Source organism: Marinobacter profundi (genome assembly GCF_002744715.1).
GTDB lineage: Bacteria > Pseudomonadota > Gammaproteobacteria > Pseudomonadales > Oleiphilaceae > Marinobacter > Marinobacter profundi.
Genome location: NZ_KZ319368.1, coordinates 540,086 through 555,652 on the forward strand (window position 1 = coordinate 540,086; position 15,567 = coordinate 555,652).

Consider the following 15,567-nt stretch of genomic DNA (forward strand, 5'->3'; position numbering starts at 1 on the left):
CACGCAAGAGCGGGGGACAGAAGGGGACTGACCTCGGGTCTGTCCCCTGAACCACGGCATCAGCAAACCACCTCCAGCGTCGGCACCGCCGCCCCCTGACCCTCCGCGCCACTCTCAAACCGCTCCAACTCATAACGCAGATCATTTACCGTCAGCCGGCGCAGCGTGCCGGCTGCCTTGCGCTCGTGCCAATCCACCTCCGCGGCCGCGCGCTCGATCGCCAGCTGCTCCAGCGCCTGCTCATAGTCCGCCAGCGGATGCTGTCTGGCCATGGCCACCAGGGTCTGGCGCCGCAGCGTATCGACCTTGCCGGCAATCGCCTGGCCGGCCAGAGACCCCCGGCTGGCATACAGTGACAAACGGGCCGCCGCCCGCTCCACCCAGCGCAACATCAGACCGGGCGACCCCCCGAACGGTCGCCTCGCCCCCGCCGCATAACCGATGGCGGTACCGGTAAGCTCCACATTCCAGCGTTTCTCGATGGCTGCCTGATGGGCGGTCAGAATTGCCAGGTTCTGACCGGCACTGGAGCCCGGCATGTTCACCACCTCGAGGGTTCGCCCCAGCAACCGTTCAAGATGCCTCCCTGCCGCTCCCTGCTCCGGCCCATCCGGGCCGAGCAACAGGATCGGCCCCTGATGTCCCGGTAACAGGTGACTGGCCAGATGGGAATCGCGGGACATCAAGGCGACCAGGTCTGCCGGGGTGGTGTTATCCAGCACCAGCACCGGATACCGCTGGCGCTCGCACGCTTCACCGGGAAAGACCGGGCGGTCACAGGCCATCACCTCATCCTCCCGACGCAGATCCAGCACCAGGAACCCGATGTCCAGCGACGGCAGCAGCGCCTGCAGCCACGAGGACTTGCCCGACCCCCTCGCCCCACGCACCCAGACCAGCGAGTCAGCCACGGCAGACAGCGTCACGCTGACATCTTCGGCCAGCCCCAACCAAGTTGAGTCGGTGATCACAATGGGCGATTCTCCAGGCAGGTCCGGATCCGGTGCAGTTCCGCCGGATTCCGCAATCTCCGGCCACTGCGCAACCTGCTCCAGCACGGCGACATAGGCCTTGCCCTGAAACCGCTCTGCCCCGGCCACCAGCACCCGCAACAAAAACGGCCAGTCCAGCCACGGCGCTTCGGATAACTCCCGGGCGCGGGCAAACCAGTACTGCAGCTGGGCCGACAGCAGGCCCTCACCACCAACTTCCGTCACAATGGGCTGTTCACACTGGACTGTACGAACCAGCTCATCCAGATCCACGCCGCGACCGCGCAGAAAACCCGCAATCGCAGGTTCCGCGTCCAGCAAGGCCAGCAGGAAATCTTCAACCGTAATCGCATAACCACCGCGCCGGGCAATACTGTCCCGGGCACGCTGCAGCGCATTCTGACATTGGGGGGCCAGGCATCCTTGCCAGTCGTCCATCAACTTCTCCCTGTTGGTTGACGCATCGTCCTGATGCTGTCCAAGATGCAGTAGTTCAAAAAATAAAGGGACAGGTCCTCACACCCGGTTATAAGTATCCTCAAACCGGACAATATCATCCTCACCCAGGTAACTGCCGGTCTGCACCTCGATCAGCTCCAACGGAATCACTCCCGGATTGACCAGGCGGTGGGTTACGCCCAGCGGAATGTAGGTGGACTGGTCCTCAGTCAGCAGCAGGGTCTCCTCGCCACGGTTCACCGTTGCGGTCCCCTTGACCACAACCCAGTGCTCCGCCCGATGATGATGCTTTTGCAGCGACAGCGAAGCCCCGGGATTAACGGTAATGCGCTTGACCTGGAAGCGCTCACCCATGGCAATGCCTTCGTAGGTGCCCCAGGGTCGATGCACCTTCTTGTGGAAGCGGTGCTCCATGCGCCCACGCTCCTTCACCTTGGCCACCAGTTTCTTGACCTCCTGAACCCGCGAGCGGTCGGCAACCAGCACCACGTCATCGGTTTCCACAATCACGTGATCGCTGATGCCGAGCGCAGCAATCAGCCGGCCCTCGGAGTGGATATAGGAACCGGTCACATCCTCGGTAATCACATCACCACGACAGACATTACCGTGCTCATCCTGCGGCTGGATCTCCCACAAGGCCGACCAGGAACCCACGTCCGACCAGCCGGCATCCAGCGGCACCACCACCGCGTCCCGGGTCTTCTCCATCACCGCGTAGTCAATGGAATCGTCGGGACAATCCTCAAAAGCCTTACGACCGACCCGGACAAAGTCCAGGTCCGCCTGCTTCTCGCCCCAGGCAGCGCGGCAGGCGTCCAGCATGGCCGGATTATGGGCCTGCAGTTCTTCCAGGTACCGGTCTGCCCGGAACAGGAACATTCCGCTGTTCCAGAAATAATCACCCTCATCCAGATACCGCTGCGCGGTGGCTTCGTCCGGCTTTTCCACAAACGCCGCCACCTCATTGCAACCGCCGAGCTCCGCACCCGCCTTGATGTAGCCGTAACCGGTGTGCGGTGCATTCGGCACAATCCCGAAGGTCACCAGCTTGCCCGAATTGGCTGCCGCGGCGCCAACTGCCACTGCTGCACGAAATGCCGCGAGGTCCCGCAGTACATGATCCGACGGCATCACCAGCAGCAGCTCCTCCGGGTTCTCCTCCGCCGCCGCCAGTGCCGCCAGCGCAATAGCCGGCGCGGTGTTACGACCCACCGGCTCCAGAATAATCCCCGCCGTGCGCCCTTTGGCCTGCGCCTGCAATTGGGCCGCCACCACAAAACGGTGATCCTCGTTGGTAATCGCCAGCACCCGTGCCGTCTCATCCAACGCCAGGCCACGATCAATCGTCTCCGCCAGCAGGGAGTCGTCCGACACCACCGGCAAAAACTGCTTGGGATAGGCTTCGCGAGAAAGCGGCCATAACCGGGTACCGGAACCGCCTGAAAGGATCACTGCCAGCATGAGACTTCCTTGGTGAAAAATTTTGCGAATTCTAACCCAAACCCGCGCTAAATGCCCGCCCGCACCCGGCCGGGGACAGACCCAACAACCTACCAGCTACCTGTATTTTCCATACTCACCCACGGCTCCTGCGGCGGCAACGCCTCGCCCTTCTGCAATAACTCAATGGAGATGTTGTCCGGGGTACGGATAAACGCCATATAACCATCCCGCGGCGGACGGTTGATGGTTACTCCATTGGCCTGCAGGTGCGCGCACAGGGCATAGATATCATCCACCGCATACGCCAGGTGCCCGAAGTTGCGTCCGCCGGTGTACTCCTCGGGATCCCAGTTGTAGGTAAGCTCAACCATCGGCGCCTTGTCCTCCCTCGCCCGCGCCTCATCGTCCGGTGCCGCCAGGAACACCAGTGTAAACCGGCCCTTCTCACTGTCCTTCCGACTGATCTCCTTCATCCCCAGCAAATCGCAGAAAAAATGCAGCGTCTGCTTGAGGTCGGTAACACGGATCATGGTGTGGAGATATTGCATGGTATGAAGTCCTCTCAATTCTGACGACCGGTACGGCAGGCCCGTGCCTAGCACGCCCTGCCCGCCCAATAATTGTGCAAACAAACGGAAGCAGGCCCTGTCGATGTCACGCCCGCCACCACAATCTTCACTGGTAAATTACCAGCTTTTACCCCGGGGGTCTCGACGTCGACGCGCAGTCACCGGATGATTTCTGGACTGGCCATTGTCTATCTTCGAAAAGCGGGAGCCTACCAACCGCTTAACTGCACTCCGTGTTTTTTAAGGTAGTCGCCGTTTTCTTCCCAATACTCCTGCGTATTAGCCCTATAGATGTTTGGGTCCCGCTCCATTTCGTTTGCTCGTAAGCGAGCCAGTTCAATTTCGTTGCCCACCTGGTTCATGATCCAGACGACAATTTCTCCGCCGGGGGCGAGGCCGAAGGTCAGGAAATTTCGAGGCCTATAAACGACACCGTAAAGTTGAGTGTTTCGGGGCGCGGGCACCTTCATCAGGTCTTGCCATTCGCGCGGGATCTCTATCAACCGTTGATAGAATTTCTGTTCTGCGAAGGAAAACCATTGAATTGCAATAAAGTTCGGAAACGGCTCCATTCGCCCAGAAATGCCACCAGGACCGTAGGGCCCCTTCCAGCAACAACTCATGCTTCCAGCCGGGTGAAACCAATGTCGCACCCCGGACAATTCAAACTCCAGATGCTCAACCCAGACGTCGTAGTGCCTGGGCGTAGCAAGCTGGAAATACCAGGTCGTTTCCTCTTTCGCATCAGAGAAGACACTGCATCCTGATAAAACAAGAGTAATGGCCATGATCAATCCATGAAATTCTCGCATGATCTATCCTTGGCTTCTGTTAGGGTAAACGGCCCGATCTCCAGAAACGTTCGGCCGCAGCGGATGGAAAAATTCTGGCGATGGCACTTCCGTTCCGACAACCATCCCGGCTTTAAAGGACTCAATGAGATTGTAATGATTGGAGTGGTGGATATAGCGTTGCCGGAGCAAAGCAGATTGAGCGAGATCCAATTGCGGACTGTCATTACCCTCGACCACTGCGGAAAAAACCTTCTCCTTCGTTGCCTGCAACTCTGTGGGAATACTAAGATCTCGACGATCTGGGATCGTTTTCAGAGGAACTCCAGCATCCCTAGCCAGGCTATGCATCAAATGCAACCCAATCCTTGAGTATTCTCCTCTGACCCGCCGCTTCATCCGTAGCGACAGCTCTACGCGACCGTCCGGCAAGGGATGGTCATCTTGTTTTGATTCTAACTTCAACGTTGGGGGGTTACCGTCTGGGCACGGCAAGCTGTGCTTGCCGATCCAGCCCTCGGATTCCACCTGCACTCGCAAACTTTCAAGGTTATCCCATTCCATGGTCTGCCTGAACGAGCGGGTCTTGCTTCCAGTGATAGTCAGTGTCGGGTGGAGCAACACCGCCTCTGTTTCCAAATCGTGGTACCCGCCTCCTATATCCGAGTGCGCTCCCGGCAACGTGATTTCCCTATAGTTCGCCGGAAGGCTCCCATCCGGATTTCGGACACTGTTGAGCGCGAAATTTGCACGCTTTTCATCTGCGGCAACCAGATGTACAACCTTTTCAACCTTGGCCGGATCCAGATAAAGCTCAACCGGGCTGTTGCGAGGATTTCCGGCTGAAAAATCAACATTTCCCGGATTTATAATGCCTGCAACCGTATCGAATAAGCCAACAAAACGGACCTGCACCTTTTCGGGCCAAGCAAGACCAAACTTTGAAAAAGCCTCGGCCAAGCCTCCTTCCCGGCCTTTCAGAATTTGCCTTGTGGCATGACGCGCAGCAGCTGCACCACGGCTAAACCCGAACAGATCCACAGATAGCTCAGAGACATTCTGACCATTCAACTGATTTGCCGCTCTATCGGCTATTGCCAGAAAAAGCCTTGAGACCTGCTCAATAACGCCCGTCTCACCCAGGCCCGTCACCATGCCAATGTAGGAATCATCGTCCCCGCTTTTTGTCCCTGCGCCAGCCTCATAAGCTTTTACAGTGAGCACTTTACGGCCCATCTCACTACTGAATTTTTCTTTGTATAGATCGAACAGCTTCACCACATTCGTCAGCCCATTGGCATAACTCGCGCCCAACCGCATGGCCAACCGTTCTCGGCACTCCTCCAATCTGGACGGATCCATTTTTAAAGGCTCCACACACTCTTCAACCAGACGCTCCTGGAATCGCTTGATGTTTTCAACATTGTTCAGGGTGCCATCGGTGAATAGCCCAGCAACGAGGTGAACTCCAGAGGGTGGTTGAGCAGATTGCTCCGGTGCGTTTTGGGAAGCCAAAGGCGCAACATTCGCCGCGACCCCCAATGGCAACGACAGCCTGTGATCCTGATCCCGGGTGGAAGCAAAGCCAGGAGCATCACTGCGGGAGACTCCTTGAGGTTGGGACGATGACGCCCCCATGCCTGCACCCGCCCTTAGATCAGCCGGCGTCATCCCTCTTCTATTCAACTCCGCGACAGCGCCCACCAGCCCGGCAATCTGCTGCCCCTCCGCCTCGCAGCGCCACTGACTACCATCAGGCCTGCCCCTTTCTACTTGCCGGGGTTCAGACCATGACACGACCGGTTGCAGGGGAACATCCGTGCCAATGCCGCTATGGACCAGGCACAGCTCACCGACGGCGATTCGGGCAATCAGGGTTTGGTGAAGGGTTTCTTGTGGGGTACCCGGATGAATTCCGGGTAAATCCGACTGGTTCGGCATCAGCCAACGACCCGCGGAAGGACCGGAAAGCTCCCGCCGGACCGTGCGCGCGGCAGCAGACGGGCTCTCCGTCAGCGGCAGCTCCGCCGGCTGGAGCCGGTAAGAAGGTTTGATTCGCATAACGTTCCCTGTAAAGCGACAGCATCCCGTCCTGGTGGGATGCGAACTACTGGCAGGCCAAGTCCGTGGCTTGCCGAGATCAAAGAAACTACGCAAATTCCCCGACGGTCACTATGCACAACGTCACAAAATCAGGTATCAGAGGAAAGACCGGGGACAGACCAAAGGTCAGTCCCCACACAGCGCAGCCTACTCCAGAATATATCGCCCCCGGCCATCTTTACGAACATCCAACATTCCCATATGGGGATAAATCAAAACTTTCAGGTAATAGGTTAGTGCGCCATTCATCAGCGCCAACAAGAGTCCCATCAGCGAAATAACCGGAAAGAACTGAAATGCGTACATATAGTTGGCCGCGACAGTAAAACAGAATAATAAAAACGCGGTATATCCAATAAAAGCCATACGAGCCAGGCCGATCAGATACAACACAGTCAACACGGAGATCACAAAGATGCCAAGCAGCACAATAACCTGATCGAGCGGAATCCAGACACTTTGCAGTACCCAGACGGCAAACAATGCCTGGATAATCGACAAGCAAAGGAGAATCCGATTCAGGGTTACAGGCACACCGGTTTCACATTGAACCCGAACAGTCGCAATTCGGTTGGCCAGCCGCAACTCATTACCCACCTGACCTCGCAGTTGCTCAAATACCGCATTGCGGGAGTATCCCTGGTCAAGTAACTTTTCTATGGTTTCACGCACCGCCTGATTCTCCAATCTCAACCCTCGACGAAATATCCGTTTTCTTGATTACCGGGCGGGGACAGACCTGAGGGCATCCCCCATGCTCCGGCTTCCAGGTACTCAAGCCAGCAGAACATCGCCCTCCTTGGCTTCCTTGTGCAGCATTTCCAGTACCGCCTGCGGCGATATTCCGCGGTTTTTCCTGCGCAGTGCCTGGGCCCTGCGGTTTGCTTCGAGCAAGGCCGCCGAGGGTTTGGAGTGTTGCTCATCGGAGAGCGGCTGGGACCACGCCTGCAGCTCGGCGGGCAGGGATTTCGGAATCAGATGATTAACACGCCGCTCCGTCAGCCGGTGGGCCAGGTTGCGCTGGAAGAACCAGTCGCCGACTTTCTTCCAGAGCCAGGCCACCAGCGGCATTTCCGCGCGGGCTTTGCGGCAACTTTCCCGGTAGTGAGCCAAGGTGCCGTAATCCCGGGGGCCGGGGCAGGCTTCCGGGCCGTCTTCCATGAATCGGCGAATGCTTTCCCACTGAGCCAGGCCGGCAGTTTCGTGGCCCACGGCAATCGACGCTGCCGCCAAGGCGGTTTCCGGGTTGTCGGGATCCGGTATCGCCAGCGTCAGCAGGGTGCGTTCAGTGAAGATAGATGGGCCGATGTCCTGTTGTTTCTGGACATAGGCCACCAGTTGTTCCCAGGGATAATAGACATATTGGAGGCGGGGTTTGTGTTTTTTGTGGAGATGTAAGCCGATAGCGATGTAAGGGATGAAGATGAGACTTTCGATGAAAAAGGCCAGAAGTCCACCCTTAAAGAAAGCCCAACCCCGATCATCCACGGGCCCTTCTACCATGAAGGCGCTGATCACAAAGAAAAAGGTGATGAGGTAAACCAAATAAATAAATACAGACGCCTGTTCACCCCAAAAAGGAAACTTGACCTCCCTACCCGCTAACCAGCGTGGCACGGCGACCTCACGTTTCTGCCGGTTTAATCGAACAGGGGGGCCTTCCTTGATGGCTTTATTGGTGTTGTAGTGGAAAACCAGAGCAAAAGGCAGACTGCAAAGTACATTTCCAACAATCAGGGCCCCCGGTAACCACCAGTCAAAATGCGAGTTATTCCTCCACGCAGACTCCGCCGACAAGAAGAATCCTATCCCTATCGTTATCAGGCTGAGGCTCAAAAACATCAACGACAACTCAGCAGCAAACACCAGATTCCCGCCCTGCAAGTCCATCCAGACGGCATTCTTGCGACGAATCCAGTCCGCCGGATCCGCAGGGCGGGCTCCTGTCGACACCGGCAGCGGACTCAGTGCCAGCAAATCGCCATCCGCAGCCGTTCGGCGCTCGCCCGCTCGCAGGGATTGTTCTGTCATACGTTATCCTTCCATGGAGTCAGGGGCAGATAGTTTATTAGCAATGGCCGCAGGCGTTCGTCGGCTTTGTCACGAAATGGGATCAACTGCCAGGCTTTCTCTTCATTGGCAGCCACATGTGGCACATTACCTTGCTCACGCAGATCGATAAGGTAGTGGAAGGACTCAGACTCTCCCGGCAACCAGCGGTTTGCTCCATCGGGCATGTAACGAATGGCAATGTACAACCCGCTGAACGTTTCGAGCTCATCAAACAGCAAGGGCACTCGAAGCGATACATTGGATTCATTATCCGCCTCGACAAAGATCCGATCTTGCCAATCTTCAGAAGCCGCAGACCACTCCACCCCCCGTTGCTCCAGCACAACCCACTTCGCATTGTCAGCTGTCAAACCGGAAAGGCCTGGCAGGCTCAATCTGAGAGCGCAATAACGGAAACGGCCGTCCAGCGCTTCCCGTTCCGCCATCACCTTCAATTCCGGACGGTAGATCAGCTTCCCTAACTGGTAACGCTGTTCATCCGGCGACCACTCCTTCGATGCCAAGCCCCACGCACTACTCTCACACCACAGTTGCAGCTCGGTTCGCTTGAAACGGTTGTAGACGTATTGGCCAGTCAAAACAACGAGGGTACCAACCCAGAGCCAGAGGTTCATGCCACGAAGAATTGCAGTACCTCCCAGATGTAACATGCCTCTGTGAACAGATGCCCAGGTCACACCCGGCGTTTGTTTAACCAGCATATGATAAATGCCGGAGGAGCCAGTCCAGGCAATTCGCCCGCTGCCATAAACGATCATGGCATCACCCGTCAGCGTTACTGAGGCTCCCACCTGCTCTCCTATGCTAGCCGTCCCGCGCCTTATCAATTGAATCTGCCTTACTAGATCCGCACCTGCCGCAAAAAAACCACCCCAAGCCGCAACCGTTCCCCCCCAAACATTGGCCCGGGCAAGTCTCGACAGCACAGCGTCGGCTTTACTCACATTCTGGTAGTAATAGTTAAGTTGGGCACTGGCTACGATGGTACTCACACTAGCCACAGCACCGACGGTTCCAAAACCGCCGCTGATAACACTGAGCGCGCCAGATAGCGTCTTGTCCCTATCCCACTGAAGGTAAGCCTCCACTGTCCCCCAGAAGCTCACCAACCCAACAAAAGAAACAACCCCCAACCCACCAATTCGATTGGTGATTTCCATGGCATCCCCGCCATCAATCAAGCCACGGGCGTAATCGAAAACCTTCTTCATGCCCGAGCGGTCCCGCAGCGCTTTGAGCTCCTCAAGCTCGGCGGCAACCGCCCTGGTCTCGGCGGTGTTCCCAAGCCCGCCGACCTTCAGAATGCCCTGATACTTGTTGTCTTCGGATGGAAGCAGCCTTTCCAATGCCTTGCGGGCAGCAACGACCTTCCGCTTCTCGACCTTTCGCGCTGCCCGGAGTCGGGCGACTTCGGCATCGTAGGTACGCTTCTGGCTGCGAGTCAGTGCGCGTCGTGATTGTTTCCGGCCACTATCAAGACTCCTCTCCCGGCTTCTCAAGTCCTCGTACCGCAGGGCGTGATGTTCAACCTCGCGAATCAGCGAGTCCGCCTTATTCAGCGTGGCCTCATCTGCAATGTCCAGGTCCAGCTGATAGATCAGTTGGCTATCCAGTAGGTGGACACGCAAGCCGGGGTTCATTCGTTGGAACACTTGCTTCAAACGCTCATGCAATCTCGCGCCACTGGCCTTCTCAACCAGACGAAACAATTCCTGCCTTGCAATGGGGGTCCACTGGGCCAGGCGATGGCTCAGTTCGGCACTGATTACGGGCGTAAGGGTCGCAAAGCGCAGTTGCGGGTTATCAGACAAGGTCTGAACCCAGTCGTTATAAGCCGTAGCGTTATCGTGGGCGTTCAGGATCGTCTTGAGGCCATTGACTACTGCGGCAGCCGACCGGGTATAGGCAGTGACATCAATATCAAATCCCACCAGGTGCTGATGCCCCAGGTCCCCAAAATAATAGGAACGGATAAACTCGTAGTCGCCCGTTGCCAGTGCGTCGTCGTTCAGGATGTTGAGCAGCGCATTGTCGACCCGGAGGAACGCCAGGTAAGCATCCTCTTCCATCCGATCATACAGATGCCCCACCAGATGGTAATGCGGCAACAAAGTCTTCAGGGACGCAACGACGGCAGTTTTCTCCCGCTGAAAACGCGCCTCCTGTTCCCCGGCAACCGCCAGATACTGATTCATGGCGTCAACCCGGACGAAATCCCGGATGCCACGCTCGCCGGTCAGACTGCCGTGCTCCGCTTGATTCTGGTTTTTGCGGAGAGCTTCGAGGACTTGCGCCAGTATGTCCTGCTCAACGGCCAGCTCTTGCGCCAGCTCTGCCAGCGTCTCATTCTGCTGGCGCCGCGCCTTGACCACTTCAAACGACGCGTTACGCACATCCAGAGGACCGGCCTGAAACTCTTTGGCAAACTCGGCCACCCGTGCCCGCTGTTGTGGTGACGCGTGGGCAATGCGCTGCAGGGCCAGAATCTCCGAGGGATCCCCGGTTTGCGTGAGGGCCGCATCCACATAGGTGGCAACGGTTTTCTCATCCAGCTTGATCAGTTCCTGGATGAAACTGGCGGAGTAGTACCGGGCATCCTCCCGGGCCAGCCAGTCGCCCTGAGCCGCATCGAGATGGGTCCATGCGTCCAACAGGTCACCGATTTGGCCGGTCAGATCGTCCAGAACCAGATAAGCATGGTCTTTATCATAGAATCGCAGACGATGCGTGAATGGCTCCGGTTTTCCCGCTTCGGATTCCACGACCCAGTACCATGGCGAGAAAGCCTCCTCGTCCGGATCGGCGCCGGGCTCCGGACTGGAAAGGTTCTCCTCGAGGACCCCTTTCGGCAACAGGTGCCTCGTCCCAGCTTCTACACAGTACCCTCCCAGGCTGACCTTGCGCATCACCTGCCGTCGATAATCCTTCCAGCTGATCAGCATGCTGCATTTCTTCGCAGTCAACTGGGTTTCACAGAAGAGAACCTCAATCTCGCCCCGCCTCGGAACCACGATGGCGGCTTCCGCCGAGATCCCCTGCCGTTGATCCCGTGTGGCATCCTCACCTTCCCAGAGCCGTTTTTCGACCGCTCCGCCCTCGGTTATGACAAACTCCTGGAGAATATCGGGAGCGCTGGAATGGAACAGGTACAGATAACCGTCCCGAACCGGGCGCACACCCAACGGCCGGAATCCGGTGGCAAAGCGCGGATCCAGTGCCTTGAGCGACGGCGCTTGATCAACGTACGCATAGCGCACAGGTATCAGCTGGATATCCGGAAGTGTCAGCGGGCAACTGCCAATGGCCGTGGTATCGGCCATGCTCTTGCGATCCGCAGCGACAATCGGGTCTGTCATGGAAACCGTCATGGGAATAGCTCAGTCCTTGAGTCTTGTTAATCAGGTACTGCCGAAATTGCGCGCGCCAGGATTGCGGCGTCACGGGCATGCAGGTCGATTCTCGAAAGTTCAGGGGGCGCGTCGAGCAATGACAACAGCGCTGGCGGAAGCTCTGCGGCGCTGGCCGGCGCCCCACCGTAGCCAAACACATTGGCCCACTGGGTGAGCGATCGCTCTGAGGTGTACCCCGCGGTTTTGGCACGGCTGATCAGTCCGCCCAGGTTAACCACACCGGCCGCCCGACCCGAACCCGAATCCCAACCGAGGAAAAAGCGGTCCAGATGCGCAACCAGCCGTTTCAACAACGAGCGTTCGTCCACCTGTGACAGCCGCGCGACGTCCTGCTCCGACAAAGTCACAGGCAACGCCGGCACAGTCTCCGCGATACTGGCAATGGCAATATGCTGCCATTGCCAATTCAGAGCATCCGGCACCAGCAACGCCTCAAGAGCCGGTCGCCAACGCCGAAACGCGTCCAGTTCTGTGAACATCGCGGTTGCCACCTCAGGCTCGCCAAACCGGAGAACAAGATCGCTCCCGCTGGCATGACGAACCGTGATGCACTGCCGAAACTGTGCCGCCAGCGTGGGCAGATCCTGCGGGCTTTGAATCAGGTAACCCCACTCAGCCGCAAAGCCTTCCTCAAGAAACCGCTGAATGAAGGGGTTCTGATCCGTCACCGCAATCAATAACGGACCAAGATCAGCAATCGCTTCCCAATGGGTTCCAGCGTACAGATTGAGATAGTGCGGAAACTCATCCGCCTGATAGAGCTGGCGCTCGGCGTTCGGCAGAGCCATGCCATCAATCAGCAGGTAGTTCCAGCACCACCGGCCAGTGGCCAACAATTCATGAGCCGGCACAGGTTTCATCATCACACCTCCTGATTACTCACCGGCTTTACAAAGGCCCGTCAGGGCCCTGCCTTCCAACATGGCCACACGCTGTGCCGAGGGCGAAAAATTCGCTCGTTGATCCACCTCTGCCAGCCGTGACGGAGGCGCCACCACACGGTCACCCTCGATGGTCCGGGGCAATCCCGCCCCGAGCGCCTGTACACTACACCCACTCCCCGCACTCCCCCCGGAGTTAATCTTTATCCCCGGCCCACTCAGGGTCACGCCGCTGGGGTCGAGTTTGATAAAACTGCCGCCACCGGCGATGGTGAGTTCTACGCCGGCGTCGAGAACGACTTTGGCGCCGGCCTTATGATGGATTTCGGTACCAGCTTCGCTGGCGGTGGTGGTGGCGGTTTTCTGGTGGTAGCTACCGGCGATCACCTGGCTGCAGTCGGCGCCAATGGCGGTGCGGCGGTCACCGTTTGTGGTGCAGTGCTCTGCGCCGTGAACGTGGCTGAACTGATGGTTCGCTACCGTGCAGTGGCTGTCGCCGCGGATGACTTCCGTGCGGTTGTGTTCGGTCAGCAGGTCCAGGTCTTTCTGGGCGTGGACAAAGATCTGCTCACGGTCGCCTTCATCCTCAAAACGCAGTTCGTTACTGCCTTCACCCTTGTGAGTGCTGGTTTTCAGTACGGTCCGGGTTTTGTGCTGAGGGAGCGGATACGGAGGGCGGTTGACGCCGTGATAGGTACGGCCGGTGATCAGTGGCTGGTCAGGGTCGCCATCCAGAAAGCTGACGATGACTTCATGCCCCACCCGGGGTAACGCGAGAACGCCGTACTGGCCGCCCGCCCAGTCCTGACTGACCCGCAACCAGGCGCTGCCGAGGTCGTCGTTCGTCGCACTGATCGTCCCGGCCGCGCCCAGACGCCGGTCCCAGGGAAATCGCACCTGAACCCGGCCGTATTCGTCGCAATGGATCTCCTCCCCCGGGGGGCCGATCACGATGGCAATCTGGGGGCCATCGATCAAGGGACGACGTTTGCGGGGCAGCCGGGGTCGCCATCCATCGCCGGCAGGCACCGCAGCAAACTCGTTGTGATAGGCCGTCACGCCCTCACCGCCCTCCTCTTGAAGAGCCTGAGGCTGGGTACCGGTATGACGTACATGAGTGAGCAACCAGGATGAGGCAGCCTCGTCGTCGGCTACCGGGGTGATAGTCAGCCGTGCCCCGGGGGCAAAGTCCGGCCGGTTGCCGACCCCTTCCGCGGTGCTGGCGTCATTGCGCAAGGCCTCCAGCCTGGCGGTGGTAAACGCCTCACCACTGGCATCGAGCTTGAATCGGCCGGGGTAATCGAAGTGCTGATAATCCGGGCGCTGGCCCGTCCCACGGTCGCCGTCGCTTTGGCGTTCATGCATCAGCGCATAGGCGGGATTGCGGAAAGTGTAATCCTTCAGCACCACCGAGGCCGGGCGCACCCGGTGGGTCTGGCTGAAACGGAACACGCCGGGCTGGCCATGGCTGGCACTGGCCGCCGGGTTGAGCAGGACATCCGGCAGTGTCGCCCCGTTGCCGTGATGATCGGCAAACACCAGCGCGGGCCCGTCACTCTCGTGCCCCGGCCGGTAATGCCAGCCCTCCTCGGCCGCCAGCCGCTCCACGAACGCCAGGTCGCTCTCACGGTACTGCACGCAGTATTCCCGCTCGGCGGCCGGCCGTCGCAGGTCGAACCCCACATCGACGATGCCCCGCTCTTCCAGCAAGGTACGGATGATCTGGTCCGGCGTCCGGGACTGGAAGATGCGACTGTTATGCATCAGCCCCAGACGCCACATCGGTGGCTCCATCACCACCTCATAACGGGTCCGGTGGTGACCGGTACCCAGCACCGCAAACCCGGACACCACGCCCTGGAACCGCCGCAATGGCTGGCCGTCCTGCCAAACTGTCAGGGCAACCGACTGCTCCAGAACATCTGCTGCGCCAATGCCGAAATCCGGGCTCGCCAGCTCCAGCCGCCCGTGAAAGAGACACGACAAACCTTCGAAAAGCTCGAAACCAACTACCGAGAAAAGATCATGAGAAAGGCCGCCAACCACGGCGGTAAACTGCAATCCGTTTGCCTGGGGCATGTCTTCGGTCCCTGAAGATCTGCTGAGAGAAATTAGCCTTCAACGCCAAGCTCATCCTGAGCCAGCGGGATAATACCGGAAAATGAAGGGGAATTTGAAGGTCCGAGGGGATATTCCGGGGGTGTGTCACGTTTTGGGCAGGGAAATAATAATCGGGGACAGACCCAAGGTCAGTCCCCGAAATATAGACCAGCAGGGACGGACCAGAGGTCAGTCCCTGTTAATCTCTTAGTCCTGCTGCCAGCTCTGCACGGTTTCTTTACCGTACTTCTCACGCCACTCGTTCAGAGTCTTGTGATTGCCACCACGGGTTTTGACAACTTCGCCGGTGTTCGGGTTCTTGTAGGTTTTCATCGGGCGCTTCGGGCGGGAGGCCGCGGCCGGGGCTTCGGCTTTGGTACCGCCGATGGACGGATCGATGGCGCCGAGAATCTGCAGTACGTCTTTCGGGGACTTGTCATACTCCTTCATCAGGCTGCGAACTTTTTCTTCAAACTCCAGTTCACGCTTGAGTGCGGTGTCCTGCTCCAGTTTACGCAGTTCCTCGGAGAGCTTTTCCATAAGCTGTTTTTTCTGGTAGTAATCGTTGATTTTCGCCATGGATATAAAACCTTATTCAATGGAAAAACAAAGGGAGATGACAAAACGTCATGCCGGAATAATAAATGAACAAATAGTATTTGGCAAAGTAAACTCTTTACAGCTTGGTAAGAATATTATTCCCAACACCAAATTTGACAATTAACCGGCCAATCCCGGGCATA

The 15,567-nt window shown here is 57.9% G+C and carries 11 protein-coding genes; all 11 read right to left on the minus strand.

Annotated features, from left to right (window positions below; genetic code table 11):
* Positions 1 to 59: 59 nt before the first annotated feature.
* The 11 genes from CLH61_RS05420 to CLH61_RS05470 all read right to left on the minus strand — a co-directional run bounded on the left by CLH61_RS05420 (position 60) and on the right by CLH61_RS05470 (position 15,403).
* Entirely contained in the window at positions 60 to 1,430 is a 1,371-nt protein-coding gene (locus tag CLH61_RS05420; protein ID WP_099613668.1) for a hypothetical protein, read from the minus strand.
* A gap of 78 nt (positions 1,431 to 1,508) precedes the next feature.
* Positions 1,509 to 2,915 (minus strand): mannose-1-phosphate guanylyltransferase/mannose-6-phosphate isomerase, encoded by a 1,407-nt coding sequence (locus CLH61_RS05425; protein ID WP_099613669.1) that lies wholly within the window; start codon positions 2,913 to 2,915, stop codon positions 1,509 to 1,511.
* Positions 2,916 to 3,004: 89 nt separating this feature from the next.
* Positions 3,005 to 3,445, minus strand: a complete 441-nt coding sequence (locus CLH61_RS05430; protein WP_099613670.1) for a VOC family protein — start codon at positions 3,443 to 3,445, stop codon at positions 3,005 to 3,007.
* A 230-nt stretch (positions 3,446 to 3,675) separates the two neighbouring features.
* Positions 3,676 to 4,278: a DUF2931 family protein gene (locus tag CLH61_RS05435; RefSeq protein ID WP_099613671.1), complete on the minus strand. Its 603-nt coding sequence runs from the start codon at positions 4,276 to 4,278 to the stop codon at positions 3,676 to 3,678.
* A gap of 3 nt (positions 4,279 to 4,281) precedes the next feature.
* Complete coding sequence (locus tag CLH61_RS05440) at positions 4,282 to 6,318, minus strand: phospholipase effector Tle1 domain-containing protein (RefSeq protein WP_228152539.1); 2,037 nt, start codon at positions 6,316 to 6,318, stop codon at positions 4,282 to 4,284.
* A 189-nt stretch (positions 6,319 to 6,507) separates the two neighbouring features.
* On the minus strand, positions 6,508 to 7,032 hold the full coding sequence (locus tag CLH61_RS05445; protein ID WP_143752092.1) for a hypothetical protein: 525 nt from the start codon (positions 7,030 to 7,032) through the stop codon (positions 6,508 to 6,510).
* Between the two features lie 102 nt (positions 7,033 to 7,134).
* Entirely contained in the window at positions 7,135 to 8,391 is a 1,257-nt protein-coding gene (locus CLH61_RS18300; RefSeq protein ID WP_143752094.1) for a hypothetical protein, read from the minus strand.
* Positions 8,388 to 11,801, minus strand: coding sequence for a toxin VasX (locus CLH61_RS05455; protein ID WP_099613674.1), 3,414 nt, complete (start codon positions 11,799 to 11,801; stop codon positions 8,388 to 8,390). Before CLH61_RS05455 ends, CLH61_RS18300 begins: the two co-directional genes overlap by 4 nt.
* A 26-nt stretch (positions 11,802 to 11,827) precedes the next feature.
* Positions 11,828 to 12,706: a DUF4123 domain-containing protein gene (locus CLH61_RS05460; protein ID WP_099613675.1), complete on the minus strand. Its 879-nt coding sequence runs from the start codon at positions 12,704 to 12,706 to the stop codon at positions 11,828 to 11,830.
* 12 nt (positions 12,707 to 12,718) lie between these two features.
* Positions 12,719 to 14,803 carry a type VI secretion system Vgr family protein gene (locus tag CLH61_RS05465; RefSeq protein ID WP_099613676.1) on the minus strand — a complete coding sequence of 695 codons (2,085 nt, stop codon included), beginning with the start codon at positions 14,801 to 14,803 and terminating at the stop codon, positions 12,719 to 12,721.
* Between the two features lie 228 nt (positions 14,804 to 15,031).
* Entirely contained in the window at positions 15,032 to 15,403 is a 372-nt protein-coding gene (locus CLH61_RS05470; protein WP_099613677.1) for a histone-like nucleoid-structuring protein, MvaT/MvaU family, read from the minus strand.
* Positions 15,404 to 15,567 lie beyond the last annotated feature (164 nt).

Excerpts from the sequence above, each read along its gene's own strand:
- CLH61_RS05420 (WP_099613668.1), bottom strand. The coding sequence starts at position 1,430 with ATGGACGACTGGCAAGGATGCCTGGCCCCCCAATGTCAGAATGCGCTG.
- CLH61_RS05425 (WP_099613669.1), bottom strand. The coding sequence starts at position 2,915 with ATGCTGGCAGTGATCCTTTCAGGCGGTTCCGGTACCCGGTTATGGCCG.
- CLH61_RS05430 (WP_099613670.1), bottom strand. The coding sequence starts at position 3,445 with ATGCAATATCTCCACACCATGATCCGTGTTACCGACCTCAAGCAGACG.
- CLH61_RS05435 (WP_099613671.1), bottom strand. The coding sequence starts at position 4,278 with ATGCGAGAATTTCATGGATTGATCATGGCCATTACTCTTGTTTTATCA.
- CLH61_RS05440 (WP_228152539.1), bottom strand. The coding sequence starts at position 6,318 with ATGCGAATCAAACCTTCTTACCGGCTCCAGCCGGCGGAGCTGCCGCTG.
- CLH61_RS18300 (WP_143752094.1), bottom strand. The coding sequence starts at position 8,391 with ATGACAGAACAATCCCTGCGAGCGGGCGAGCGCCGAACGGCTGCGGAT.
- CLH61_RS05455 (WP_099613674.1), bottom strand. The coding sequence starts at position 11,801 with ATGACGGTTTCCATGACAGACCCGATTGTCGCTGCGGATCGCAAGAGC.
- CLH61_RS05460 (WP_099613675.1), bottom strand. The coding sequence starts at position 12,706 with ATGATGAAACCTGTGCCGGCTCATGAATTGTTGGCCACTGGCCGGTGG.
- CLH61_RS05465 (WP_099613676.1), bottom strand. The coding sequence starts at position 14,803 with ATGCCCCAGGCAAACGGATTGCAGTTTACCGCCGTGGTTGGCGGCCTT.
- CLH61_RS05470 (WP_099613677.1), bottom strand. The coding sequence starts at position 15,403 with ATGGCGAAAATCAACGATTACTACCAGAAAAAACAGCTTATGGAAAAG.